31 protein-coding genes and 1 tRNA gene are annotated in these 23445 nt (G+C 58.4%); 13 read left to right on the top strand and 19 right to left on the bottom strand.

What is annotated here, in order from left to right:
• The first annotated feature begins 34 nt into the window (after window positions 1-34).
• Together EK369_RS09860 and EK369_RS09865 are read left to right on the top strand one after the other, a co-directional pair.
• The gene (locus tag EK369_RS09860) at window positions 35-349 is read left to right on the top strand and encodes a monooxygenase (RefSeq protein ID WP_127113996.1); all 315 of its coding nucleotides are present in this window, start codon (window positions 35-37) and stop codon (window positions 347-349) included.
• A 289-nt stretch (window positions 350-638) separates the two neighbouring features.
• Window positions 639-2666, top strand: coding sequence for an NADPH-dependent 2,4-dienoyl-CoA reductase (locus EK369_RS09865; RefSeq protein ID WP_127113998.1), 2028 nt, complete (start codon window positions 639-641; stop codon window positions 2664-2666).
• A gap of 5 nt (window positions 2667-2671) precedes the next feature.
• Here the strand turns inward: EK369_RS09865 and EK369_RS09870 are convergent, their stop codons facing one another.
• Window positions 2672-3601 (bottom strand): homocysteine S-methyltransferase family protein, encoded by a 930-nt coding sequence (locus EK369_RS09870; protein ID WP_127114000.1) that lies wholly within the window; start codon window positions 3599-3601, stop codon window positions 2672-2674.
• Between the two features lie 152 nt (window positions 3602-3753).
• Here EK369_RS09870 and EK369_RS09875 point away from each other — a divergent pair, with 152 nt between their 5' ends.
• Window positions 3754-4662, top strand: coding sequence for an AEC family transporter (locus EK369_RS09875; protein WP_127114001.1), 909 nt, complete (start codon window positions 3754-3756; stop codon window positions 4660-4662).
• Window positions 4663-4803: 141 nt separating this feature from the next.
• Window positions 4804-5709 (top strand): LysR family transcriptional regulator, encoded by a 906-nt coding sequence (locus EK369_RS09880; protein ID WP_127114002.1) that lies wholly within the window; start codon window positions 4804-4806, stop codon window positions 5707-5709.
• Window positions 5710-5787: 78 nt separating this feature from the next.
• On the opposite strand, the gene EK369_RS09885 is transcribed toward EK369_RS09880, so the two are convergent.
• Genes EK369_RS09885 through EK369_RS09900 form a run of 4 tightly spaced genes read right to left on the bottom strand, consistent with a single transcriptional unit; the run spans window position 5788 to window position 8811 of the window.
• Window positions 5788-6789: an OmpA family protein gene (locus tag EK369_RS09885; protein ID WP_127114003.1), complete on the bottom strand. Its 1002-nt coding sequence runs from the start codon at window positions 6787-6789 to the stop codon at window positions 5788-5790.
• Window positions 6786-7358 carry a peroxidase-related enzyme gene (locus EK369_RS09890; RefSeq protein ID WP_127114004.1) on the bottom strand — a complete coding sequence of 191 codons (573 nt, stop codon included), beginning with the start codon at window positions 7356-7358 and terminating at the stop codon, window positions 6786-6788. The genes EK369_RS09885 and EK369_RS09890 overlap by 4 nt, the downstream gene beginning before the upstream one ends.
• An 11-nt stretch (window positions 7359-7369) precedes the next feature.
• On the bottom strand, window positions 7370-8095 hold the full coding sequence (locus EK369_RS09895) for a GNAT family N-acetyltransferase (protein ID WP_127114005.1): 726 nt from the start codon (window positions 8093-8095) through the stop codon (window positions 7370-7372).
• Entirely contained in the window at window positions 8092-8811 is a 720-nt protein-coding gene (locus EK369_RS09900; protein WP_127114006.1) for a competence/damage-inducible protein A, read from the bottom strand. Before EK369_RS09900 ends, EK369_RS09895 begins: the two co-directional genes overlap by 4 nt.
• Window positions 8812-8857: 46 nt before the next feature.
• Here EK369_RS09900 and sfsA point away from each other — a divergent pair, with 46 nt between their 5' ends.
• The 7 genes from sfsA (at window position 8858) to EK369_RS09935 (ending at window position 12768) form a co-directional block, all read left to right on the top strand.
• The gene (gene sfsA, locus EK369_RS09905; RefSeq protein ID WP_127114007.1) at window positions 8858-9562 is read left to right on the top strand and encodes a DNA/RNA nuclease SfsA; all 705 of its coding nucleotides are present in this window, start codon (window positions 8858-8860) and stop codon (window positions 9560-9562) included.
• Between the two features lie 51 nt (window positions 9563-9613).
• Window positions 9614-10492 carry a carbon-nitrogen hydrolase family protein gene (locus EK369_RS09910; protein ID WP_127114008.1) on the top strand — a complete coding sequence of 293 codons (879 nt, stop codon included), beginning with the start codon at window positions 9614-9616 and terminating at the stop codon, window positions 10490-10492.
• Between the two features lie 80 nt (window positions 10493-10572).
• A complete protein-coding gene (gene infA / locus EK369_RS09915) occupies window positions 10573-10791 on the top strand; it encodes a translation initiation factor IF-1 (RefSeq protein WP_007205486.1) in 219 nt (72 codons plus the stop codon).
• A 44-nt stretch (window positions 10792-10835) separates the two neighbouring features.
• Complete coding sequence (locus EK369_RS09920) at window positions 10836-11414, top strand: Maf family protein (RefSeq protein ID WP_127114009.1); 579 nt, start codon at window positions 10836-10838, stop codon at window positions 11412-11414.
• The gene (locus EK369_RS09925; protein WP_127114010.1) at window positions 11411-12436 is read left to right on the top strand and encodes a ribonuclease E/G; all 1026 of its coding nucleotides are present in this window, start codon (window positions 11411-11413) and stop codon (window positions 12434-12436) included. The genes EK369_RS09920 and EK369_RS09925 overlap by 4 nt, the downstream gene beginning before the upstream one ends.
• Entirely contained in the window at window positions 12433-12615 is a 183-nt protein-coding gene (locus EK369_RS09930; protein WP_127114011.1) for a DNA gyrase inhibitor YacG, read from the top strand. Before EK369_RS09925 ends, EK369_RS09930 begins: the two co-directional genes overlap by 4 nt.
• A gap of 78 nt (window positions 12616-12693) precedes the next feature.
• Window positions 12694-12768 (top strand) — tRNA-Phe (locus EK369_RS09935).
• 26 nt (window positions 12769-12794) lie between these two features.
• Here the strand turns inward: EK369_RS09935 and EK369_RS09940 are convergent.
• The 8 genes from EK369_RS09940 to EK369_RS09975 form a co-directional block, all read right to left on the bottom strand.
• Complete coding sequence (locus tag EK369_RS09940) at window positions 12795-13901, bottom strand: tyrosine-type recombinase/integrase (RefSeq protein ID WP_127114012.1); 1107 nt, start codon at window positions 13899-13901, stop codon at window positions 12795-12797.
• Window positions 13901-14137: a hypothetical protein gene (locus EK369_RS09945; protein ID WP_127114013.1), complete on the bottom strand. Its 237-nt coding sequence runs from the start codon at window positions 14135-14137 to the stop codon at window positions 13901-13903. The genes EK369_RS09940 and EK369_RS09945 overlap by 1 nt, the downstream gene beginning before the upstream one ends.
• Entirely contained in the window at window positions 14130-15344 is a 1215-nt protein-coding gene (locus EK369_RS09950) for a phage portal protein (RefSeq protein ID WP_127114014.1), read from the bottom strand. Before EK369_RS09950 ends, EK369_RS09945 begins: the two co-directional genes overlap by 8 nt.
• The gene (locus EK369_RS09955; protein ID WP_127114015.1) at window positions 15341-15874 is read right to left on the bottom strand and encodes an HK97 family phage prohead protease; all 534 of its coding nucleotides are present in this window, start codon (window positions 15872-15874) and stop codon (window positions 15341-15343) included. Before EK369_RS09955 ends, EK369_RS09950 begins: the two co-directional genes overlap by 4 nt.
• Window positions 15871-16155: a head-tail connector protein gene (locus tag EK369_RS09960; RefSeq protein WP_127114016.1), complete on the bottom strand. Its 285-nt coding sequence runs from the start codon at window positions 16153-16155 to the stop codon at window positions 15871-15873. Before EK369_RS09960 ends, EK369_RS09955 begins: the two co-directional genes overlap by 4 nt.
• Complete coding sequence (locus EK369_RS09965) at window positions 16155-17393, bottom strand: phage major capsid protein (RefSeq protein ID WP_127114017.1); 1239 nt, start codon at window positions 17391-17393, stop codon at window positions 16155-16157. Before EK369_RS09965 ends, EK369_RS09960 begins: the two co-directional genes overlap by 1 nt.
• A gap of 74 nt (window positions 17394-17467) precedes the next feature.
• Window positions 17468-18166 (bottom strand): hypothetical protein, encoded by a 699-nt coding sequence (locus EK369_RS09970; protein WP_127114018.1) that lies wholly within the window; start codon window positions 18164-18166, stop codon window positions 17468-17470.
• Between the two features lie 190 nt (window positions 18167-18356).
• Window positions 18357-18575 (bottom strand): hypothetical protein, encoded by a 219-nt coding sequence (locus tag EK369_RS09975; protein WP_127114020.1) that lies wholly within the window; start codon window positions 18573-18575, stop codon window positions 18357-18359.
• Window positions 18576-18650: 75 nt separating this feature from the next.
• Here EK369_RS09975 and EK369_RS09980 point away from each other — a divergent pair, with 75 nt between their 5' ends.
• Together EK369_RS09980 and EK369_RS09985 are read left to right on the top strand one after the other, a co-directional pair.
• Window positions 18651-18887 (top strand): helix-turn-helix domain-containing protein, encoded by a 237-nt coding sequence (locus tag EK369_RS09980; RefSeq protein WP_127114022.1) that lies wholly within the window; start codon window positions 18651-18653, stop codon window positions 18885-18887.
• Complete coding sequence (locus EK369_RS09985; RefSeq protein ID WP_127114024.1) at window positions 18884-19339, top strand: hypothetical protein; 456 nt, start codon at window positions 18884-18886, stop codon at window positions 19337-19339. The genes EK369_RS09980 and EK369_RS09985 overlap by 4 nt, the downstream gene beginning before the upstream one ends.
• On the opposite strand, the gene EK369_RS09990 is transcribed toward EK369_RS09985, so the two are convergent.
• The 6 genes from EK369_RS09990 to EK369_RS10010 all read right to left on the bottom strand — a co-directional run bounded on the left by EK369_RS09990 (window position 19336) and on the right by EK369_RS10010 (window position 23322).
• Window positions 19336-21003, bottom strand: coding sequence for a terminase large subunit (locus EK369_RS09990; RefSeq protein ID WP_127114026.1), 1668 nt, complete (start codon window positions 21001-21003; stop codon window positions 19336-19338). The genes EK369_RS09985 and EK369_RS09990 overlap by 4 nt on opposite strands.
• A gap of 74 nt (window positions 21004-21077) precedes the next feature.
• On the bottom strand, window positions 21078-21392 hold the full coding sequence (locus EK369_RS09995; protein WP_127114039.1) for an HNH endonuclease: 315 nt from the start codon (window positions 21390-21392) through the stop codon (window positions 21078-21080).
• Window positions 21392-21556: a hypothetical protein gene (locus tag EK369_RS21770; protein WP_164726954.1), complete on the bottom strand. Its 165-nt coding sequence runs from the start codon at window positions 21554-21556 to the stop codon at window positions 21392-21394. The genes EK369_RS09995 and EK369_RS21770 overlap by 1 nt, the downstream gene beginning before the upstream one ends.
• Before the next feature lie 351 nt (window positions 21557-21907).
• On the bottom strand, window positions 21908-22138 hold the full coding sequence (locus tag EK369_RS10000) for a hypothetical protein (RefSeq protein WP_127114041.1): 231 nt from the start codon (window positions 22136-22138) through the stop codon (window positions 21908-21910).
• Window positions 22135-22488 carry a hypothetical protein gene (locus EK369_RS10005; protein WP_127114043.1) on the bottom strand — a complete coding sequence of 118 codons (354 nt, stop codon included), beginning with the start codon at window positions 22486-22488 and terminating at the stop codon, window positions 22135-22137. The genes EK369_RS10000 and EK369_RS10005 overlap by 4 nt, the downstream gene beginning before the upstream one ends.
• Window positions 22489-22929: 441 nt before the next feature.
• Entirely contained in the window at window positions 22930-23322 is a 393-nt protein-coding gene (locus tag EK369_RS10010) for a hypothetical protein (RefSeq protein ID WP_127114045.1), read from the bottom strand.
• Window positions 23323-23445: the final 123 nt, after the last annotated feature.

Raw genomic sequence — 23445 nt, forward strand, 5'->3', positions numbered from 1 at the left:
GGCACATTGGGTCTCACGCAGCTGGAGGTGCCCCATGATTACAGAAATCGTCCGATTTGATCTGCCCGCAGAGATGCCCCGCGCCCGGGTGATCGACCTGTTCGAGACCACAGTTCCGCGCTGGCAATCGAACCCTGATCTGATCCGCAAGCAATACCTCTATGACGCCGATGGCGCCTGCGGTGGCGGTATCTATCTGTGGAAGACCAAGGCCGCAGCGCTGGCGGCGCATGATGCGGCGTGGTGCGATATGGCACAAGACATCTATGGCAGTCGCCCAAGCTTTGAGTATTTCGAGACGCCCTTGGTTGTCGACAATCGCACCGGTGAGGTCCTGCGAGATGCGTGATCCGAGGGCGGAGCGAGCCTCGGGGCACGGGGTCTGTTAACGATTTGCCTGTGTTGCTCAAGACAACGACTGAGAATTCCGTGCGACGTCGGGTCCCGCACCGACGCAATACCGACGTTGTACCGACGCGATACAGATCGCCGAAAACCTTGCAAAATATGGCCTTCTGCGCCGCTCTGCCCCAATCCGACGCAACGGCACCGCACGGCGCCTTAACCTTTGACGCGGCGTTCGGGGTGACAAAAATTCTGCTTTACGTATTGGTGAAGCAAACCTGAGGAGGCTCCCCATGACCCATTATCCCCACTTGCTGGCCCCGCTCGACCTTGGCTTTACCACGCTGAAAAACCGTGTCCTGATGGGCTCGATGCACACCGGCCTTGAAGAAACCAAGGACTGGAACCGCGTCGCCGAATTCTATGCCGAACGCGCCCGTGGCGGCGTTGCGCTGATCGTCACCGGCGGTATGGCCCCTTCGAAAGAGGGCGGTGTGTTCCCCGGTGCGGCGGGACTTTTCAACGACCAGGATATTGCCAACCACAAGGTCATTACGGACCGGGTACACGACGCTGGCGGCAAGATCGCCATGCAGATCCTGCACGCGGGTCGCTATGCTTATGGGCCGGAATGTGTCTCGGCTTCGGCCATCAAGTCGCCGATTTCCCCCTTTCCTCCCAAGGAGTTGGACGAAGAGGGCATTGAAAAACAGATACAGGATTTCGTCACGGCAACCGTGCGTGCACGCGAAGCTGGCTATGATGGCGTCGAGATCATGGGGTCAGAAGGTTACTTTCTGAACCAGTTTCTTGTCACCCATGTGAACAAGCGCACCGACCGCTGGGGCGGTTCTTATGAGAACCGTATGCGCCTGCCGGTCGAGGTTGTGCGCCGCTGTCGCGAGGCCGTGGGCGAGGACTTTATTATCATCTACCGTCTGTCGATGATCGACCTCATCCCCAACGGATCAACCCATGAAGAGGTGGTGATGCTCGCCAAGGCCGTGGAAGAGGCCGGGGCCACCATCATCAACACCGGCATCGGCTGGCACGAGGCGCGCATCCCGACCATTGCCACTTCGGTCCCCCGTCGTGCCTTTGCCTGGGTGACAAAAAAGCTGATGGGCAAGGTCGGCATTCCCGTCATCACCTCGAACCGTATCAACATGCCCGACGTCGCCGAAGACGTTCTGGCAGAGGGCTGCGCCGACATGGTCTCAATGGCGCGTCCCTTCCTCGCGGATGCGGATTTCGTCAACAAGGCCGCCGAAGGCAAAGCCGCGCTCATTGCCCCTTGTATTGGCTGTAATCAGGCCTGTCTGGACCATACGTTTGGCGGCAAGCTGACCTCGTGTCTGGTGAACCCACGCGCCTGCCATGAAACGGATTTGCAGGTGGAGCCCGCTGAAAAAGCACGGAAAATTGCGGTTGTTGGTGCGGGCCCTGCGGGTCTCTCGACGGCGCTGACGGCATCACAACGTGGCCACGAGGTCACGCTGATCGACCGCGCAGACAAGCTGGGTGGTCAGCTTAACGTGGCCAAGCAAATCCCGGGCAAGGAAGAGTTCTGGGGCCTTGTCGACTGGTATGAGGCCATGGTCGAGGCGTCGGATATCGAGGTCAAACTGAGCACCTCCGCCACGGCGGACGACTTGGCGGGTTACGACGAGGTGATCATCGCCACCGGCATCGTGCCGCGCGATCCCGGCATCCCGGGCAGCGACCGCCCCGAGGTTCTGAGCTATCTCGACGTCCTGCGCGACAAGAAACCCGTGGGCAAACGCGTCGCCGTGATCGGGGCGGGTGGTATCGGATTTGATGTCTCGGAGTTCCTTGTGCACGAAGGCGAGAGCCTGACCGAGAACCTGCCGGAATGGATGAAGGAATGGGGTGTTGGCGATCCCGAGGAAACTCGCGGCGGTCTGGCCCCCGAAGGCCCGCAGCCCCACGCCGCAGCCCGCGAGGTCACGCTGATGCAGCGCAAGGCCAAGGCGCTGGGCAAAGGGCTGGGCAAGACGACTGGCTGGATTCACCGGGCCGCGCTCAAGATGAAGAACGTGCAGATGATGGGCGGCGTGAACTATGAAAAGATCGACGATGCCGGCCTGCACATCTCGTTTGGTGAGACCCGTGAAAACCCGCAGGTGATCGAGGTCGACAATGTCGTGATCTGCGCCGGGCAGTTGCCCGAGCGGTCACTGGCGGATGCGCTCGAGGCCAAGGGTGTCAGCTGTCACGTGATCGGCGGGGCCGACGTGGCGGCCGAGTTGGACGCCAAACGCGCGATCAATCAGGGAACACGGCTCGCGGCGTCGCTCTGATATCTTTAGCTGACGTTCTGCGCGATATGCGTCATATGACGCATGTCCGTTCCGCAGCATCCTCCGAGTATTGAAATCTGAGGGTGGCTGCGGCGAATATCGGCGAGCTGCTGCCCCAGTTCTTCGGGATTGCCCGCGTCAAGTTCGGTTGCCTCGTCCAGCTCGGCGTGGCTACATCGCGAGGCGTTGGCAATGATCCCTTTTAGCCGGGGCATCCTGCTTGTGTCCTCAAGAGGTGCCGCAAGATGATCGGGGTGGGCGCAGTTGACCATGTAATAGCTGGCATACCCTTCGGTTTCACTGTCCACGAGTTCGATCGCCTCTTTCAATGAGGTTCCAGTGGGCAGCCGGCCATCTGTCTCGACCGTAAAGGACACGATGACGGGCAGATTGTGTTTTTGCGCGGCGCGGACAATGCCAATGGCTTCGGCCGGATAGGCCAGCGTATAGGCGCTGATCAGGTCTGCATCTGTCTTGGCCAATGTGGCCATCTGCGCTGCATGATAGCGCTCGGCTTCTTTCGCATCCATCTGTTCGCTGGGCGCATAGGCGTCATCTCGCGGCCCGACGTTGGCGCTGATCACGGTTGGCAGGTCCCCTTCGGCCTGACGTACCTCGGCCATCAGTGCGATAGCTTCGGTGTTCAGGCGGTCCAGCTGATCCGGCGTATACCCGAGCGGTTCGGCGCGATCCCTGCTTGCAACCCAGGTGGGGCTTTCCAGAATAACGCCCAGTCCGGATGCGCGTGCAACGGCCATAACCTCCCGAAAATATCGGCGAAGTAACTCGCGCCCTTCTTCGGTTTCCAACAGCGGATACGACGCAAAGCCGGGCAGGTCGATACTTTGGGTAAAGATGAGGTCGGTCTCCATGCCGACATAAGCCAGGAACACGTCGCTTGTGGTCTGGGGGAGGTTCGCACGATGCAACGCCATGAAAAGATCCTTTGAAAGTGAAAGTGGTGACGCTAGCATGACGGCCCGAAAGCTCCAAACCTGCCGTGGGTATGCGCAGTTACGAGCAGAGAGGGCTACGGTTCTGTTGCATTGACGATTGCTGTTGGCGGTCATTCTGCCTAGATGGGCGCATGGTGTTTTTCACGATCCTCCTAGGCCTTTTGCCCAGTTTCCTGATGGTCATCCTTGGCGGGCTGGTGCGCAATCGTCTGTCGGTAAATGCCTGGCAAGGGCTCGACAAGCTCAACTTTGAGATCCTGTTTCCGACGCTGATCTTCGTGGCGGCCTCGTCCCGTCCCATCGCAGTAAGTGACATCGCCGGGATCGGGCCTGCGGTTTGGGCGATTCTGACACTGGGTTTGTGCGTCAGCTATTTCGCACGCCGTTTTGGACCAGCGCGGTTCGTCGACTTTGCCGGGGCTTGGCAAACTGCGTGGCGGTTCAATACCGCCATGGCCTTTGTGGCCGTGGCAACGCTGTCCAACCCTCCCTTGGGGGAACTGGCCGTGGCCGTAGGCCTTGCCATTCCGGTTGCCAATGTCTTTGCTGTGACGGCGCTGTCTCGGGGCAGCGGCAGCCTGAAGCAGACTGTCATCAAGGTTGCGACCAACCCCTTCCTGATCGCCAGTGTCTCGGGCGTTATCGTTGGTCTCAGCGGCCTGAGCATCCCGGCGCCGATCATGGCACCGCTGGAAATGCTGGCGCAGGCGGCAATCCCCGTGGCGCTGATTTCGGTTGGTGCGACGATGAACTGGGGCGCGCTTGCCCGTCTTGACCGCTTCAGCGCCATCATCAACGCCACCAAGCTGGTGATATTGCCGACTGTGACGATGGCGGCTTGTCTGTTGCTCAATTTCGAAAGTGCCATTGCCCAGACGCTGGTGCTGTTTGCAGCAATGCCCACCGCTTCGGCAGCACATGTTCTGGCCGCAGGATTCGGCGCGGATCGCGAGTTGTCGGCAACGCTCGTGGCGCAGTCAACGCTTCTCGCGGCGGCAACCCTGCCAGTGTGGATCACTCTCATCGAAGTGCTGCTCTAGCCAGCAGGAAACCGATTGTTTCGCTGTTTCCGCGCCGCAAACGATCCGCCACAAAACCCTGATATTGTCTGAGCACTGCCCAGCTTCTGCCCAAATTGGGGCGGATAACTCATCCTCGAACAAGAGTTTTGAGGTAGGAAAATGGATCGACTGACGGAAATGGAAGCCTTTGCCACGGTCGTGGATCAAGGTGGCTTCACGGATGCCGCCAAAAAGATGGGTATTTCGAAATCCGCAGTGTCCAAGCACGTGTCGTCGCTTGAGGCGCGCCTGGGTGCACGCCTGCTGAACCGCACAACTCGCCGCGTCAGCCCGACCGAGATCGGCCTGGCCTATTACGACCGTGCCCGTCGTGTGCTGAACGATGCAGGCGAGGCTGACGCCTTGGTCACATCCATGCAATCCGCACCCTCTGGCTTGTTGCGCATCAGCGTGGCAACCGATTTTGGCGTGAACCACCTCAGCCCGGTCTTGGGTGACTTCCTGGCCGAATTCCCCGAGATCACCGTCAACATGGTGCTGAACAACCGCTATGTAGAGTTGATCAGCGAAGGTTTTGACATGGCAATCCGTATTGGTGAGCTGGAAGACAGCTCCCTGCGCGCGCGTAAGCTGACCGAAACCACTAAGCGTATGATCGCGAGCCCTGCCTATTTTGAAAAATATGGCCGTCCGGAAAAGATTGACGATCTGAACGATCACAAGCTTTTGCATTATTCGAGCCAGTCAAACGGGGCCGTCTGGAAACTGACCGCGCCCTCCGGTGAAAAGCGTCAGGTGCGCACGGCCGGGTGGCTGAGTGTCAACGATGGGCAATCCTTGCTCAATGCCGCCATTTCAGGTCTGGGCATCGCCTATCTCCCAAGTTTTCTCTACGCAGATGCCCTTGATCAGGGGTTGGTCACGGACGCAATTCCTGACCTGCCCGTGGAAAAACAAGGCATCTATGCCGTCTATCCGCCGGGTCGCTTTACGCAGCCCAAGGTGCGCGCCTTTATCGATTTCCTGGTGCATGCCTTTGCCGACAAAGGTCCGACGGACTGGTAACTCTTCATGTGAATCTTCCCCTCGCTTTCCAATTGAAAGCACTTGCCCGGGCCTCCCAAGCGCCCGGGCTTTTTTTGTTCAAGGGGTGGAAATCAGAACGGCTTCGACACGGCGGTTGGTGTTGCGCCCCTCGGCTTCGGCATTGCTGGCAAGGGGCGCGAGAAAGCCGATGCCGTGGGCTTCAAGCTGCGCCGCAGGAACGCCCAGTGTACTCACGAGGTGATCCTGAACCGAGACCGCGCGCGCGTGTGAGAGCGTGACGTTGGTATCCAGCGCCCCTTCGCTGTCCGTGTGCCCGACAAGCGCCACGCGACGTGTTGCGTCCTGATTGAGCCACTCGGCAAGCGTTTCAAGCGACGCAAAGGGACCGTCCGTCAGATTGGCCGAGCCTGTCTGAAAGTTCAGCCCCCCCAAAACCACGTGCCCGCGATCCAACAGCATCTCGATCAGTTTGTCAGTGTCAGCCCCATTGCCACGCCCCTTGGGCGTTTCGGACACGCTGTCTTCGATGCCCAGAGTGGCGGCTTCGAGTTGTGCGCTTTCGTCAGCTTCACGATCCCTGGACTCAACAAGGTCGAGTTGAACCGGATCCATCGGCGTCGCCGAGATGATCTGGACCATGGCCGCCGAGGTGGTGTTGCTTAGCAGGACACCGACGGCCTCTGGGCTGTCAGCGCTGTCGCGCCGGGCCGAGAGAAACCGGAAATTCGACAGGTTGACGAACATGTCCGGCGGCGGCATGACCAGTGTTTCAAAGCGAAAATCAAATCCGCCGCAATCTTCGGTCTGGCATTGAAACACCAGGTCATAGCCACTTTGGCTGAGTTGTGCAGCCAGGACCTCCGCGATCTCGGTCACCGTGTCGGGCTGACCTTCGATACGCCAGGATTGCAGTCGAACAAGCCCACGCACACGTTCTATGGGCATCGCGCCGTTGCGATAGGGCCCCAGTGGCAGTTCGTAAGTGGCGCGTGTACGCGACTCGTCAATCAGTTGCCGCGCACCTGCCGGCAGGTCGGGTTCGAAAGCCAGACCTGCGACCGGCGCAAACGCCAAAAAGAGCGCGGCAAGTGTTTTCATCTATGTTGCGCGTGGTATTCGGGATTGGGGCGCATATCGATGGCCGAGGCCACGCGATTGGTCATGTTGAAAAAGCCGACGACACTGGCGATGTCAAAGATGTCCCGGTCGCTGAACCCCACGTCCCGCAGCGCCTGACGATCAGCCTCTTCGGTGGTGTAGCTTTCCTTGGTGACCTTCTCGGCAAAGTCCAGCATCGTACGCTGGCGCGGATCGAGATCGGCGGCGCGGTAGTTCATCACCATCATTTCGCCGAGGATCGGATCGCCGGACAGTTCCCGCACCGCAGCGCCGTGGGCGGTGAGGCAATAGAAACACTTGTTGATCGATGAGACCACGACGGCGATCATCTCGCGCTCCAGCTTGCTGAGGCCACTGCCCGCGAGCATCAGGTCGTTGTACATCGCGGTGAAGGCGTCAAGCTTGGCGATATCAAAGGTGTAGGAACGCAGAACATTCGGGATCATGCCCAGTTTGTCCTGACAAACGTCAAAATACTTTTGCGTCCCTTCTGGCAGCGGATCAACGGCTGGCAGGTTCAGGGCGGTGGGTTGGTCGGACTGGCTCATGTGTCTCCCTCTCAGTCGGACAGGATGCGGTAATGGTACCGTCCCACAACCGACATGCCGAGGGAAGAGTACAGGCCATTTGCCGCAGCGTTCCGATCGGTACAAATCACCGAAAGCGTGTGTCCGCCATTGTCCAGCGTCCAGAATGCCGCCCGTTGCATCAACCAGCGGCCCAGGCCCTGGCGGCGTTGAAACGGCAGAATCTCGACCGCGTGGATCATCGCAATGCCGTCATGCATCGCGATAAAGCTGGTGCCTGCCGGTTTGTCCTGCCAGCGCGACACGAAACCTGCCTTGGGCTTACAGGCGCGGTGCATGATCTCAACCCGTTCCGGGCCAATACCACCCGTTGCCCACATCTCGCGCATGATGGTGAGTGGACCTGTGGTCTCAATCGCGACGGTGCGCGGGGGGCGTTCATCCGCAAGCTTTGTGGCATCAATTGCGTACATCGTGACCGGGTCGATCACATCGTAGCCCTTGGCGGCAAGTGCTGCGTCCAGGGCGTCTTCGCCTTCGCGAATCTGGAACAAGGGGGTCTGCCCCAGCGCGCGCATGGCGCCTTCGGCAGCATCAATGTCCGTGTCAGTAAAACGATCAAGCGCAATGGCCGAAGAGACGCGATTTCCGCCCCCCTTGCCTTCGCGTATCAGGAAGGGGCCGCAGGTGCTGGTGCCCGCAGCGGGCCAGGTTGCGTCGATGACTTCGTACAGTGTCTGTGCGTTGGGCAGGCTCATGCAAACATCTCCGCCAATTCCGAAATGGCCGCATCAATGCGCGCGCCATCAGTGCCACGGATCACGATATTGGACCCGTAGGCCCCGTTCTTCTGGAAAGGATAAGAACCAATCGAGAGATCCGCATAGGTGTCAGCCAGGTCCGCAAGGGGACCGGCTATATCGCCTTCTCCCCGGTCGATGCGCAGGGACTGCGATAGCAGGGGTGCGCCGCCTGTCAGGGTTGGCAGGATCGTGGCCACCATGGCCTGAAAGACCGAAGGCACACCGGCCATCACATGCACATTGTCCACCGTGAAGCCGGGCGCGACCGAAACCGGGTTGTCGATCAACGCGGCACCGTCGGGAATTCGTGCCATGCGCAGGCGGGCTTCATTCAAATCGCTCCCGGTGTTCTTGTAATGCGCGGCCAAAAGGTCACGGGCGTCATCGCGCACATCAATGTGGCGCTCAAAGGCGGCCGCGATGCAGTCGGCGGTAATGTCGTCGTGGGTCGGCCCGATGCCGCCGCTGGTGAACACGGTGTCATACCGATCTGACAAGGCTCTCACGGCATCAATGATGTCCTGACGTTCGTCGCCAACGATGCGGACCTCAGCCAGGGTTATGCCCTGCTTTGTCAGCTCGCCGGCAAGGAAATGCATGTTGGCGTCACGTGTGCGCCCCGAAAGGATCTCGTCGCCAATCACCAGCATTGCAGCTGTGGGGTTTGCCATTGTCGCTCTCCTTGTCAGATGTCCACGGCAGGTATAGGGCTGGGATATGCGCTTTCAAACCCCTCTTTTGCCTGCCGTGCTACTGCGTCGCTACAAACGCTTCCTCGCCGATGCGCGACTTGAGGACGGGACCGAGATCACCGCCCATTGCGCCAACCCCGGCAGCATGATGGGTCTGAAAGAGCCGGGGATGCGAATCTGGCTTGAACCGAATGATGATCCCAGGAAAAAACTGAACTACGGCTGGCGGCTCGTGGACCATGAAAATGGTCACTTTACCGGGGTGGATACCTCGGTGCCCAACCGCGCCTTGCGGGCGGCCTTGATGGCGCATCAGATCCCGGAACTGGCCGACTATCCCATGGTGCGCCCCGAGGTGAAATACGGACAGAACAGCCGCATTGACTTCCTGCTCACCGGGAATGGTCCTGATCTGTATCTCGAGGTGAAGTCCGTAACCCTTTCTCGTCAAGCGGGCGTGGCTGAGTTCCCCGACAGCGTGACAGCGCGCGGTGCCAAGCACCTGGCCGAGCTGCAGCAGATGAAGGCCGAAGGGCATCGCGCCATGATGCTGTATCTCGTACAGCGCACCGATGCCGAACATGTCACGCTGGCCGAAGACATCGACCCGACCTATGCCGCGGCCTTTGATGCGGCCCATGCGGCGGGTGTTGAAGTTCTGGCCTATGACTGCAAAATTTCACCGGAAGAGATCACCATCAACCAATCTTTGCCCTTCCTGCGCAGGTGACAGAACAGGACATTTGCGCCACCATCGCCGGACCATCCAGACGGAGCCACCATGAAGATCGCAACCGCCGCTTATCCGCTCAGCTTTTTCGACAGCTGGGCCGCTTATGAAGACAAGATTTTTCAATGGGTCGATGACGCCGCAAGCCACGACGCCGACCTGCTGGTTTTTCCCGAATACGCGGCGATGGAACTGGCAACCCTGGCCGGGGACGCGGTTGCGCGCGATCTCGAGCAATCCTTGCACGCGGTTTCAGAGCGTATGGCGGATGCCAACGCCCTGCACGCCCATCTGGCACGCGAATTTGGCGTGCATATTCTCAGCGGTTCGGCCCCGGTCTTTGACGGTGGAGAGCGACCTGTAAACCGTGCCCATTTGTTCACACCAGACGGCAAGAGCGACTTTCAGGACAAGCAGATCATGACCCGCTTCGAGCGCGATCCATGGAATGTTGCCTCTGGTGGCCCGCTCAAGATCTTTGAGACCGCGCTGGGCAAAATTGGTGTTTTGATTTGCTATGACAGCGAGTTTCCGCTGCTGGGCCGCGCGTTGGCGGACTGTGACGTGATCCTGTCACCCTCGTGTACCGAGGCACTGTCAGGGTATTGGCGGGTGCGCATCGGCGCGATGGCGCGGGCCCTGGAAAACCAATGCGTGACCGCGATGGCCTCGTTGGTGGGAACGGCGGATTGGTCCGAAGCCGTCGATGTGACCACCGGCATGGGTGCCCTCTTTGGTCCTCCGGATGTGGGCTTTCCGGATACTGGCGTCATCTCCGAAGGAAAAATGTGTGTCCCCGGCTGGACTTACGGGGACGTGGACCTGCCAGCGATCGCCAATGTTCGCGCAGACGGACGGGTGCTGAACAGGACACATTGGGATGAACAGATCCCGCGTCACCAAGAGGTCACATATTCCCCGCTCACCTAAGAATCGCCCTTGAAAATCAGCGCGTTTCGGCCCATTTAAGGGCTGCCCGCGCTTGGCGGGTGTTTTGTGAAGGAGAAACCATGGCCAAGGAAGAACTGCTCGAATTTCCCGGTGTCGTGAAGGAACTCCTGCCCAATGCGACGTTTCGGGTCGAGCTTGAGAACGGCCATGAGATTATCGCACATACGGCAGGTAAGATGCGCAAGAACCGCATCCGCGTTCTGGCAGGCGACAAAGTTCAGGTGGAAATGACCCCCTATGATCTGACCAAGGGTCGGATCAACTATCGCTTCAAGTAAGCGTTGTAGCCCCTCGTGGCGCGGCATCAGACAGGACCGATGGCATGAAACTGATCCTCGGATCCGGCAGCCCGCGCCGCAAGGAACTGCTTTTGCAGATCGGCGTTGTCGCCGATGACATCCGCCCCCCCGACATCGACGAAGATCCCCTGAAAGGGGAGCTGCCGCGCCCCTATTGCGCGCGCATTGCGCACGAAAAAGCGCTGGCCGTGCGGGCCGGGCCTGATGACGTCATTCTTTGTGCCGACACAACGGTGGCCTTGGGCCGCCGCATCATGGGCAAGCCCGCCGATGCTGGTGAGGCGGCAGAATTCCTTGTCGCGCTGGGCGGGCGCCGCCATCAGGTCATCACCTCGGTTGCGGTGCGTCGCGGAGAGACCCTGTGGGAACGCACGGTGGTCAGCGCCGTGAAAATGAAACGCCTCTCGGATGACGAATTGAACGCCTACCTCGCCTCGAACGACTGGCAAGGCAAGGCGGGCGGCTATGCTATTCAGGGTCCCGCCGCGGCCTTTATCCCTTGGATCAGCGGCTCGTATTCTGCAATCATGGGCCTGCCCGTTGCGGAAACCGCCAACCTGCTATTGGCCGCCGGATACCCCCTTTACAAGGAAAAGACATGAAAGGTCGCCAGATCATCCTCGACCACCTGAATGGCCGCGAAGCCGCAGCACTTTTGGTGGATGGCAAACTGTCCGATCTGTTGATCAGCGCAGATGCCCCGAGACCGGGCACGATCTATCGTGCGATTGCCGACCGCCCTGTGAAAGGGCAGGGTGGGATGTTCCTGAAAACACCCGATGGCCCGGCCTTTCTGCGCCAGGTCAAAGGTCTTTCGCCGGGGCAGGCCATTCTGGTCCAGGTGACGGGCTATGCCGAAGACGGCAAGGCCATCCCGGTGACGCAAAAAGTTCTGTTCAAGAGCCGCTACGCCATCGCCACCCCTGATGCCCCTGGCCGCAATATCAGCCGTTCGATCCGTGATGATGACATCCGCGATATGCTGTTGGGCATCGTGCATGAGGTGATGGACGATGATGACCCCATAGGCCTGATCCTGCGATCCTCCTGTGCCGAGGGCGAAGCCGGAGAGATTGCCGAGGACGTTCACGAGATGCTGACGCTGGCGCGCAGCGTGATTGCTGATGCAGAAGGCCCTGCCGAAAAGCTCATCGAGGGAGATGCCCCCCACGTCGAAGCCTGGCGCGAATGGATTGATCCGGCCGAGGTTGTCACCGTTGAGGGTGGCTTTGAAACCCACGGTGTCTTGGATGCGCTGGAGGACCTGCGCGGTATTTCGGTTCCCCTTGGGGGCGGTGCTTCGCTGTTTGTGGAACCCACGCGCGCCCTGGTGGCGGTCGATGTGAACACCGGGCGGGATACCTCGCCTGCAGCGGGTCTCAAGGCCAATATGGCTGCAGCAAAAGAGTTGCCGAGACAGTTGCGCCTACGTGGCCTGGGCGGGCAGGTCACGATCGATGTGGCCCCCATGCCGAAAAAGGACCGCCGCGCTTTCGAAAGCACCCTGCGTACGGCGTTTCGTGCCGACACGATTGATACGACACTGGTTGGCTGGACGCCGTTGGGGCACTACGAGCTGCAACGCAAACGCGCGCGCTTGGCACTCTGCGAGTTGCTGAAATGAGCTGCCCGATCTGCAAGAAAGACACCGAGCCCCGGTATCGCCCCTTCTGCTCCAAACGCTGCGCAGACGTCGATTTGGGTAAATGGCTGGGCGGCGATTACAGCTTTGCAGCGCAGGATCCAGAGGATCAGCAAGAGGCCCTGGAAGAGATCGACAAACTTTCCTCGCAGCTGCACTGATTTTTTGCGAAAACCCTCTGGACAGCCTCCCACAGCTGACATAGAACGCCGCAACCCGAACGCAAGACGTTCACCCGTGCCCGGGTAGCTCAGGGGTAGAGCAGTGGATTGAAAATCCTCGTGTCGGTGGTTCGATTCCGCCCCCGGGCACCATTTAAGCTCTTGATAACGCTCACTTTTCATTCGCGTGTCTTTCTCGGTTTGACAGTTTCCTTGAAGGGTTTGACAACTTTCGATCTGCGTTCGTTCTCTTTTTCCAGCGTTTCCATCGTGATCCGGTTGCGGTCAGCAAGGTTGGCGGACCGGGAATAGTGGCGGGCCATTGAAGGCGTCTTCTGCCCCAGTAAGTCTGCGATCTGGCGCTCATCAAGCCCTGCTTCGCGAAGCGTCGTAGCCACAGTATGCCGTAGCCCTTTCAGGGTTAGGCCGGGCTGAACAACATCCTTGCATTCCAATTTCTTCTTGAAGCGGTACCAAACGGTCGAAAACCCGTTGTAGGTCCAGGGCTTCCCAGTGGACGTGGCAAGGATCGTCACCGCGTGGTGGACCGGTGCTGCGTCCAGAGCCGCTTGCAGCCTCGCGCCGATGGGGATTGCTACCTCTTCACCGGTCTTTCCGCGAACGCCCCAAATCGTGTTTCCGTCGATTTGGCGGCGGGTCAGTTTGAGCGCGTCCGAGGGATCAAGGCCGGTGTTCATGATCAAGGCGACCGCAACCCGCACATGCGGCTGAGCGCTCTCTAGTACAATCTTCTGTTCCTCGATCGTCCATGGGCGGTTAGCATAGGGCAAATCTTTCGGACGCGGTTTAGGGATGACGCCTTTGGCGTAGTCCTGATCGATCAACCCCTTTGGGATCGCGTAGCGAAACACTTGGCTCAAGAAGGTGCGAACCATGTTGGCTCGGCGCCAACCGATTTTTTCCGCTGCCTTGTCGTGCATGCCTGCCACAAGCGGAGTATTGATCGACGCAACTGGGGTATCGCGAATTGGGTGCAGGAAGTCAGCACACTTGCGATAATCGCGCTTAGTGGCGTCCGCCAGATTGGCGAAGTGTTCGGTTTGGAAATAGCTTTGGGTCAAACCGCCAAGGGTTCCAGGCTTGGGAGCTTTAGCCTTCATCGCTTCGGCAAGTGCTGTGATTTTGGCGCATTCTGCGAAAAACTCAGCGCTCCCAAGCGGCGCCTTCTCCAAATCCACCTTGTGGTTTGTGGCCCGATGATAGCAGCGCGGCTTTCCGTGCCGGTCGTTAAAAATCTTAAAGCCCTTTACCCTGATCCGCGTCATCACAGCTTACCGAGAATGGCGTCGTGTGTTGCCATTTCGGTCCCCTCCTTCATGGAATCGATCCACTTATCCAAGTCGCGTTTGTCCCAGAGGATCGTGCCTGGGCGCATTTCGATTGGCTGGACCGGGCAAGCGGTTTTGAAATGCTTGACAGGTAATCCCGAATAGTCAGCGGCCTCCGACTGCTTCAGCATACGTTTTTCGACAACGCTAATGTTGAGGTTTGCACTACCCATCACCGCCCCCATCCCGTTCGCCCAGCTCGGTCATGTTGAGCGGTGACAGGTATTCGTCACCGTCCTCAATGTCGCGCAGGTTTTCCCAGCTCCGAATTTCGTTCGGGCTGAGCCACCCCCATTCACGCCCGATGCGGTAAGCTTCGTACCGGGCCTTCAGATCGCCGCGAAGCAACCCAGCAAGATCATGTTCGACAAAGTACCTTTTGCGCCCCTCAGCGGTCAGCAGCGCGGCGTTCATGGCCTGTTCAATGCGACGGGCCATAGGGGCAAGGCACCGAACGACAAGTGCCCGGCTTTCGCCGTCAACGTTGCTATACGTGGCATTGTCGGTAATCCCCACCACCGTCGGCGGGACACTGAACGTGCGGGCCACGTCCATGTTGCTGAGCTTGCGGCTTTCCAGAAACTCCGCGTCCTTGGAGGACAGTGACAGGCTTTTCCAGTCCACGCCGCCGTCCAGCACCAGGATGCCCGATGTGCTGATGTCGCCCTCTACGCGGGTGCGCAGCTTGTCCAAGGCATCGGTCTTCTTGTCGCCGCCGATGGATTGCGGGAACACAAGTGCACCTTCGGGACGAAAGGCCTTCTGGGCTTGCTTGGTGGCCTGCTCTTGCTGCGTCAGGGCCATCGCATAGGTCTCGCGCGAAAGCTGGATCGGAGAAACGCCCATGACGCCATCCGGGCCAAGGCGGTAGCGCAGGTGCAGAATCTCTTCCTGAAGGTAGACCTTGGAATTTCCCCTGGGTTCAGCAACGCGATAGCGCAAGCGCCCGCTTTCCAGTTTTTCTACAGTGACCATACCGGGCGGCAACGGATGCAGTGCCACAACTTGACCGCGCCCGTTCATCTCGATCCGGGCGTAGGCGTTGCCGGAAGTCAGCAGCGACACAATCAGGTATTCGCGGGCTTCGAATGCCGTTTGCTGGTCATTGAAGCGATCGTGCAGAACACCAAAGAGCGGGTGGCTTGAGGCGCGGTCGCGACCGCCGTTCTCGCCATAGGTATGGACGTTCAATGGCAGTGTTGCGAGGTTCTGGCTAATGACGGAAATACAGGCCTGCGCGACGGCCAGACCAGACGCGCGATTGGCATCGACAAAACCGGTTGCGGTGCTGCGCTGCCCCAGAAACTCCGCAAGCGACGGGTCGGACGTGGCAACGGTTTCGCGCCTCTCACGGCCAAGGATTCGGGAAAGCAAGCTCATACTAAAAGCTCCATGATTTGCAGGCTGCGAGCGGCATGTTCGCGCGCGGGAAAGTTTCCGCCCTTCGCCCTGGCGTTAATCACCGTTCCGTCATAGGCAGGAAAAGCCGCAACTACGCTGATCTCGAACAGATCAACCGCGCGCAATTCGCGCAGGTTGCCCTCTACGCTTTCGTCGCGCGCGGTGAAGCCGAAAGACATGCCGCCCAGATCCCCACGCTCAGCCAAAGCCAACACATCGCGTCCCGCTTGGGTGTCAGGCACGTCCAGATCGAACGCCAAGCCGTTGGTGTCTTCCACCAAGCGCAATGTGCCGGAACGGGTGCGCGCCAGCACCCGCGCCGGATCATGGTCGACCAGGGCAAGAATGTCGGCGCGCTCCTCCAAGGTGGCTTTGAACGCGCCGGGGGCGATGGTCTCAACCAAACCGCCACCAATGCGCGCCTCAGTCCCGAACAGAGCCGCATAGCCTTCCAGACGGCGCCCTTTGGCGCGCAGCTCCATCGTCTGGAAACGTTTTTCGATGGTCATAGGCTTACCTCCCGGTACGGAGCGATGAGACGCGTCACACCCAGCGGCGTGACATACATCGGGCGGTCATAGGCAACCGCCTCCTTATTCTCAAAAAAGTGGGCCACCAAAAGCAGCACGGCCTGTTTGAGCGCCGGAGGAAGCGGATCAGCGTCCATATCAATGTCGATGGACTTGAGATGATCGACGGCGGCATCAAGCGCGATTTGGATTTCGCCGTCAAAGTCCGTTTGTTCTGGCATTACTCGGCAATGGATCTTGGCTTCCTCCAGCGTTACCATCAGTCGATCTCCGCGTAGCGGAAACCCTCGGGATGGCGAACCACCACGTCAGCATCGAGGAAGGCATGCAGGAGCGCGCCGCCCTTACTCGCGACGTCCGAGTGGTAGGGGTTCACCAGAAGGTCAACGCCGGACCAATAGCCAATGTAGAGGCTGGCCCACTCACCATAGATCAGCGCATTCTTGTCGCTGCCGGTGCCAATGTCAGTCGGGACCTGGGTAGAGCTTTCAACGCGTTCCCCATGGAACAGTTCGGCCAGTGGGATCAAGCGGCCATCGGCATCCTTGGTCTTGCGGGCGGTGTTCATGACGCCCGGGTTGGTCAAGAAACCCGTGGTACCCGTCACGTCATCGGTTTGCAGGGCTGCGATCAGGTCTGCCGTAATGTCGGAGCTGAAGGCACCGCCAGTCACAGTCTGAACGTCCGCGTCCTCAAGAATGCCGGTGGGTTCGTTGGCACCGCCACCTTTGAGGCCTGCGCTATCCAGCGCCTGCGCCAGCAAGTAGGCCAGGTCGGCGCGCAGGATGGGTTCAAGCGCTTGATTGGCCTGCAACAGCATCCGGCGGGACAGTTCATATTCTGCCGAAACCGTCTTCGGCCCCATGGCCTTCTTTTCAAACGAGGCATCGGAACGGTTCGAGTCGCCATGCTCAGCAACCCAACCGGCGGAACCCGAACCTACAAGGCGCGGCAACTCCATGTTGCCGCTCAGGCCACGCAACACGGTTGCCCCCATAGCTTCCACCTTCAGCGCCGCGCGGCGCCGGTCGGTCATTGCGGCCAGATCCGTGGCCACCAAGTTTCCAGCGGTGCCGCCGGTGGTCAGGGCGCGGGATTCACCGCCAAGGATGACGTCCGTGGGTACCATAACGCCGCGCACTTCGGCCCGGTCGCGGCCCAGCTCCTGGTGCCACTCAGCCTCAAGGCCGGTCAGGGTGCCGGTGCGGCTTTCCGTCAGCGCTTTGGAAAGCGAGTAGCGCTCCAAAGAACGGCGCTCAGTCCCGTTGCCGTGGACCGTTTCCCCGCGGGCTTCGAGACGCTCGAACTCAGCGAGTTTTTCTGCGTCGCTCAGGCGCGCGTTCAGGCCACGCACTTCGCCTTCCAGGGTGTCGAAGCGCTTGCGCTCTTCGCCCGACAAGTCGCGGTTTTCCTCTGCGGCTTTGTCATTGAGTTGGCGCATCTCGGCAATCTTGCCTGCGCGTTGCTCTTTGAGGTCATTCAAATTATCAAGGGGCATCTGGCCCTCCTATGGTTGGTTGGATGGAAGGCCTGCGCGGTCGTGTCGCCAAACTCTGTCCGCGCGGGCCGGTCTTATTCCTCGTAGTTCTCCTCCTCCATGCTCGCCAAAATCTCGTGGAGTTTTTCGCGGTAGTGTTCAGGGAACATGAAAGTCTTTATGAGTTCGATTGTGTCCGAAGAAATGCGTCGCGATGTGACCAATCCATGCAACGAGAGCGGGCTGTCAATTGTGGCCCGTATTGCTGATTTGGCGGCGGGGCTGCTAATGTCGCCAAGAGGAATGTCTCTCCAGAGTTCTTCGCCTTTTTTTATCTCTTCTCGGCTGAAGTACATGTACGAGATGGATTGACCATCGTCGCCCAAGACGTCTTCATTCTCAACCTTAATGTGAGCTGTTCCGGTTACTTCGATGATGATTGAGTTCGGGATCTTGTTCTGAGGATCGCAAAGCGCTTCCATTAATTCGCGAAAAGTATGATTGGAGTCACTGGGAAGTTTTTCTGAACCTACAACCCAGTTCGAGCTTTCTGGGAGCTGAAACGATCCCAGATACTCGCACATTTCAACTGCCTTTGCGGGCTTGTCTGTTCCCAGAAGCGCAATGAGCAATGAGGTTAAGTCCTCTTTGCCCATATCGGGGGCATTGATGCCTTTTCCTCCGGACTTGATCAGCTTGGCGTTACGAAGCTCTCGCACAAAAATGTTGCCGGATTTCTCGTTTTCGAGCCGACACATCTGCGAAACTATCTGAGCCATTTGCGTGATCTTCATGCTATAGTACTAACAGTACTTAAGAGTTCGAGTCAACTGAAATACTGTTAGTCTTTAAGCTTTCGTGCGCAAGCATTATGGGCTCTGCTCACAAAGGTCTGCGGCGTGGGTTGGTCAAACGGCCTCCCTCACCAGTTGCCGGCCCCCTAACTAAATTGGTTCTTCGCACGATAGACGGCTGAAATCACACTTAGTGTTCATTCAAGTAGTTTCGCGTCTCTAACTCTTCGATAATTTGCCCCGAGAGGTCGGCAATGACTTCCAGTAATCCATCAACGTGACTGGAATAGTTAATCTGGAGATTTGAATCAGAAGCGGCTCGCGCCAGCGTTGCTAGATTTTCTATGAGATAGGCTTTTCCAATAGCATCCCGAGTTTTGGTTTGTTCGGTGACATCTTGATCAAGCATTTTCATTTCCTCCTAAATATTGTAGTTTTTCTCTAACATTCTGAAACCTTCTAAACAAGAGAAAAACTACAACTTATGTCCCCAGAACAGTGTAAGGCCGCTAGAGCCATGCTAAATCTCTCGCAAGGTCAGCTTGCAAAACTTTCCGGCGTTGCAGAGTCGACGATTATCCCATTTGAAAAAAGTCAGCGTAGACCGCATAACTCAACCTTGGATAGACTTCGAATTGCCCTTGAAAACGCAGGTGTAGAGTTCATACCTGCAAATGGCGGTGGTGCCGGAGTCAGGTTAACAAGTGGAAAACGACAATGAACGATGATTTGTTTGGGAAACTAGATGACGTTCTCGCGCAAAAAAAACGCGAGCGAGAAAAGCGCGATGAAGAGAACAGGATTGCCAAAGAAAAGGCAGACGCGCGTGCCGAGCAGAATGCGTCGCTCTTGAAGGAAGTAGTATTGCCAACACTCAAAGAAATAGCGCCTGAGCTCGAAAAGCGGGGCATCGCGTGTGTCGTAAGCGAGTTGACGGACACAGGCGCGAAATTGGCGTTTAACCCTTCAGGCACGATGCATCACGTTGACGGTCAGAATGCCAACGTTGCGTTTAGGCTCGGGCATCGCAGGAGTGTCTCGGTGTCTCACAGCACGATGTATAACCATGGCGGTGGAATGTCGGGCAGCTTTGGCAGTATCTCAATTGACGATGACCTTGCTACAAACATCAGGACAAAAGTTCTTGAAACCGTCCTAAAAACTGTCGGTTAATCCATTAGCGCGGCAATACATGCCGGCACATCGTCTTGCCCTTCGCGATCCACCGCCGCCAGCGCCATGGCCAACGCCACCATGCCGTCGATCCGCCCACTGGATTTGTTCTTGGCCAGCTTTCGGTTGCCTGCCGGATCCATCTCGATGACGGCATTTGCTGCGCAGAAGGTCAGGATCGGGTTGCCTGCGTGACGCAACTTGGCTTCGGCCACCAGTCGTTCCAGCTTGTCGACGGCAAAACCCATTTCCTTGAAGCCCTGGCCAAAGGCTTCAATTGGCAGATCAGCGCCCAGCCGGTCGAATTCGCGCTTTAAATATTCCATGCGCCAGCGGTCATAGGCGATGCGCTGGATTTTGAATTCGTGACTGGCCTCTGCAATCGCTTCAGCCACGAAGGTGGGATCGACCACGGCGCCGGGGATCAGCGTCAGGAAACCCTGCTTTGCCCAAAGGTCATAGGGCACCCGGTCCAGCTCTGCCTTTTCTCGAATTCCTTGCTCTGGAAGGAAGAACCTGGGCAGCACATCAAAGCCGCCCTGATCGTCGGGGAACACGAGCACGAAAGCGGTCAGGTCGCGCGATTGCGACAGATCCAGCCCGCCCCAACATTCCCGGCCGGAAAGTGCAGAGTAGTCTACCGGCCCCGCATTGGCGTCCCACTCCGCCTTGGCCAGAAAGCGTACATGGGCGTCTACCCGCTGATTCAGGATCAGGTTGCGGAATGCCTGTTCCTTGGACGGAATGCGCTGTGCCTGCGCCGCCTGCCGCTCTACATCTTCGAGCGACCGAAAGTCGCCAAGCGCCGGGTTGGCCTTGGCCCAGGTGTCAGGATGCCATGGGTCATCGTCTTCATTTGCGCCATAGAAGGTCAGGTGAAAGCTTGGATCTGTGACCTCACCGGAATTGACCTTGTGGCCGTAGTCTACCAGCTCAGACATGACCGCGTGATCGCTTGCCGCCTGGGTGCTGATCACACACAACAGCGGGTTATCCCGTGCGCCCATGGCCGTGTCGAGCGCTTCGTATAGGTCGCGTTTGGGGGCGGTGCCCAATTCGTCATAGATCGTGAAGGACGGTGATAGGCCTTGCTTGGTGCTGGCGTCAGCACTGAGTGCTTGGAAGATCGAGCCTTTGCCCTGGCCGTGCAGAACCTCAATCCGCTTGCTGAATTTGACCACATTCACGCGGGCGTCTAACTCGGGGTGTTCGTCCAGAATGGCGACCATTTCCATGAAGGTCTTTCCAGACTGCTGCTTGTCGTTTGCAGCGGCGTAAACCTCGCCCCGGCTTTCAGCTTCCGGTCCGAGAAGGTGACACAAGCCCAACCCGGCCACCAACTGTGTCTTGCCGTTCTTGCGAGCCATGGACAGGACTGCGGTTCGCACCGGGCGTTGTCCGGTGTCGCCCTCGGCATAAACCGCTTCGAGAAAGGCCCATTGCCAATCGCGCAGCTTCAGTTTGGTGCCTGCTAGCGACCCTTGCGTGATCGGCAGGTCTTCAAGAAACGCCCCGATCCGCTCGACGCGGGTCAGGCCGGGTTCTTCCCAGGGTAGCGTGTTGCGGAGCGGTGAAACTTCGTTCTGGGCAAAGCCAAAAGATGGCTGCGCTGGGGGATCCACCACGGTCAGTTTGGGTTTTGCTCCTTTGCCTCGTTGTCCCATGTGCCTGATTCCTAATTAAATATCTGTTCTTGGGGGGCATCGGTCCCCGACGATTGCGTTTCTCGTGATCGAGGCTACCCCCACCATCCGTCCGCCGGATCGATGGGGTGACCGTTGGCATCGCAGCCTTTGAAGCGGCGGTTGCTCGCGTTGCCATGGGTGCGGTCAAAGCCTGCCGTCTTCTCGTTGTGGCACCGCTCGCACAAGGCCATTAGTCCGTCCATAGCGGGGAACGGATCACCGCCCTGGCTGATCGGCTTCACATGATCCACCGTGGTCGCAACCTCTGTGTGCCCTCGCTTCTCGCAGATCACGCAGACCGGGCTTTGGCCGAGCTTGGCCGACCGGAGCCTTTGCCACTTACTGGTGCAGTAAGGCCACTTCGCCATCACACCACCTGCCTTGCCAGTTCGGCCAGATCATGCGCAATCTCGGACTTCTCTTCATGGAAGCGGTGCGGGTCACGGTGGCCCGGACTCAACCTACGAACGCGATGCACCAATGCCGCGATCTCATCTCCTATGTGTTTCCAATTTTCGTTCGTCTCTTTCATTTCAACGTCTTTCTATTTCACTCTCACTGCTCAATGGTGAGGTTCGGAGCAAAGGACATAGGACGACTGCCCACAGCCCGAGGCTGAGGCAGTTCCTAGTCCTCTGCGTGAAGATCCTGCTCAGCGGAGCCGGTCCATCGCTTTGGACCCGTCCGGTCATGCGTTCCTGCCGGTCGGTTGGTTGCTGCTTGCGACGCATGAACGCTGCGCCGGGGATCGGGCCTCAACCTTTCGGACTGCCCTTTGCCTATGATCCCGCCCGTGGTAGGCTTTCCGACGTGGAGCCACCGTAGCTAACCCGTTCCACCACATCGGCCCTGCGTCTGGGGTGGCGCGCAGGGTCGCCGCATTTCACCTCTCGATCAGTTCAAACTCGGGTTCGGAGCCGGAACGCAGTTCGGCTACAAGCTGGCGCATGATCTGCGCTTGCTTCACTGAGGGGCGCCAGGACGGGCGTTTGCCGTGTCGCGCAATGGACCGCACAAAGCCCTTGAGCCATTCATCCGATCCATCTGCCATCACGCGGCGCAATACCAGAGGCCAGCTGAAGGTGAGAATTTCGTCCAGTTCACGATCAGTCATGCGACAATCTCCACTTCGGAGATGTGACGCCTGAAAGCCATCTGTTCCCGTGTGGACAAGGCTTCATATGCCGCCAGCGCAAAGGCCTTGCGCTCCGCCAGGGAGGCGAAAGACGCCCACCATCGCGCATCGTCCATAGGGTTGAGAAACGTCGGCAACGGGTGGCCTGCAAACTCAAAAACGGCCTCTGCGACCATTTCAGCCTGTTCCGGCGAGTCCAGCGAACGGAGTGCAGCCCATGCCAACGCGGCGCGTTCTTGGATGGTCAATCGGGCTGTGGCCACGGTAGTGAACCCACCCCACGCGTCCGGGCTACCAAGTGTCAGCGCATAGCCCAACACGCGCGACATGCGCTTGTGTTCCGGTTTTATAAGCTTGGAGAGAAGCGAAACACGAGGTTTCTGGGTAGCTTGTTTAGCCCCTTCGTCTGGTTTGACAATTGTCGCGCAAGTTGTTGACCGTTCGTCGGCGGTTTGACGGCACTGTCCCTCGCAAGTATTTGAATTTGTTCCAATAGGGCCGGATTGAAAATCCTCGTGTCGGTGGTTCGATTCCGCCCCCGGGCACCATTTGTACCTAACAAAAACAATTGGGTAGATGAGAAGCCTGATATCCGGAGCCCGATGCCATTTGCCATGGGTAGCACTGGGGTATCATTTCAGAATCTAGGCCTAAAAAAAAGGTTTTTTGCCCAAACCTGCTATATCGGGGTCCACATACGCCCGCTTCTCGTACGCAATGGCCAATAGACGACGAAAACACTTAACGTACCCGTGTGGCCTGTCGGCGCACTACATTGCGTCTTCAATAACCGAGCCGAAATCCTCCAAGGCTTCAAACTTACGTTCTGCTTTGGTGATCGGGTGTTTCGCGTAGTGCTCGTCAAAAACTTTCCCCAAACCTTTGGCATTCACCTTTGTGATAAGCGAGCGGACATCTGGTCCCGCCACCAATTTGACGCTATAGCGCTTGGTTTCACTGGAAACAGTTTCGGCTAGTTGTAACGCCTCCTTCGTAAATCCGCCGGAGGTCCAAAATTCGAAGCTAAACGCGCGGTTTTGCAGAGTCTCTTGCGCGCGAAAATGCTTGTTTAGGCGACGCGCCTTGGTTCGAATCCACGCCTCAAGCTCTTCGGCGTCTACCTTGTGCGTTGGCGCGTAGCCTTTGCACTCGATGAGCCGCACGGTTTCTGCCGAAACACAGAACACATCGACTTCGTACCGCTCGGCAGTGAACCGCCCCGGGTTTACCGGAGAGTAAAACACTCAAAGGATGAGCCCTATGACGAAGAGACGATTCACCCCCGC

The sequence above is a fragment of the Shimia sediminis genome (genome assembly GCF_003990645.1).
Classification (GTDB): Bacteria; Pseudomonadota; Alphaproteobacteria; order Rhodobacterales; family Rhodobacteraceae; genus Shimia; species Shimia sediminis.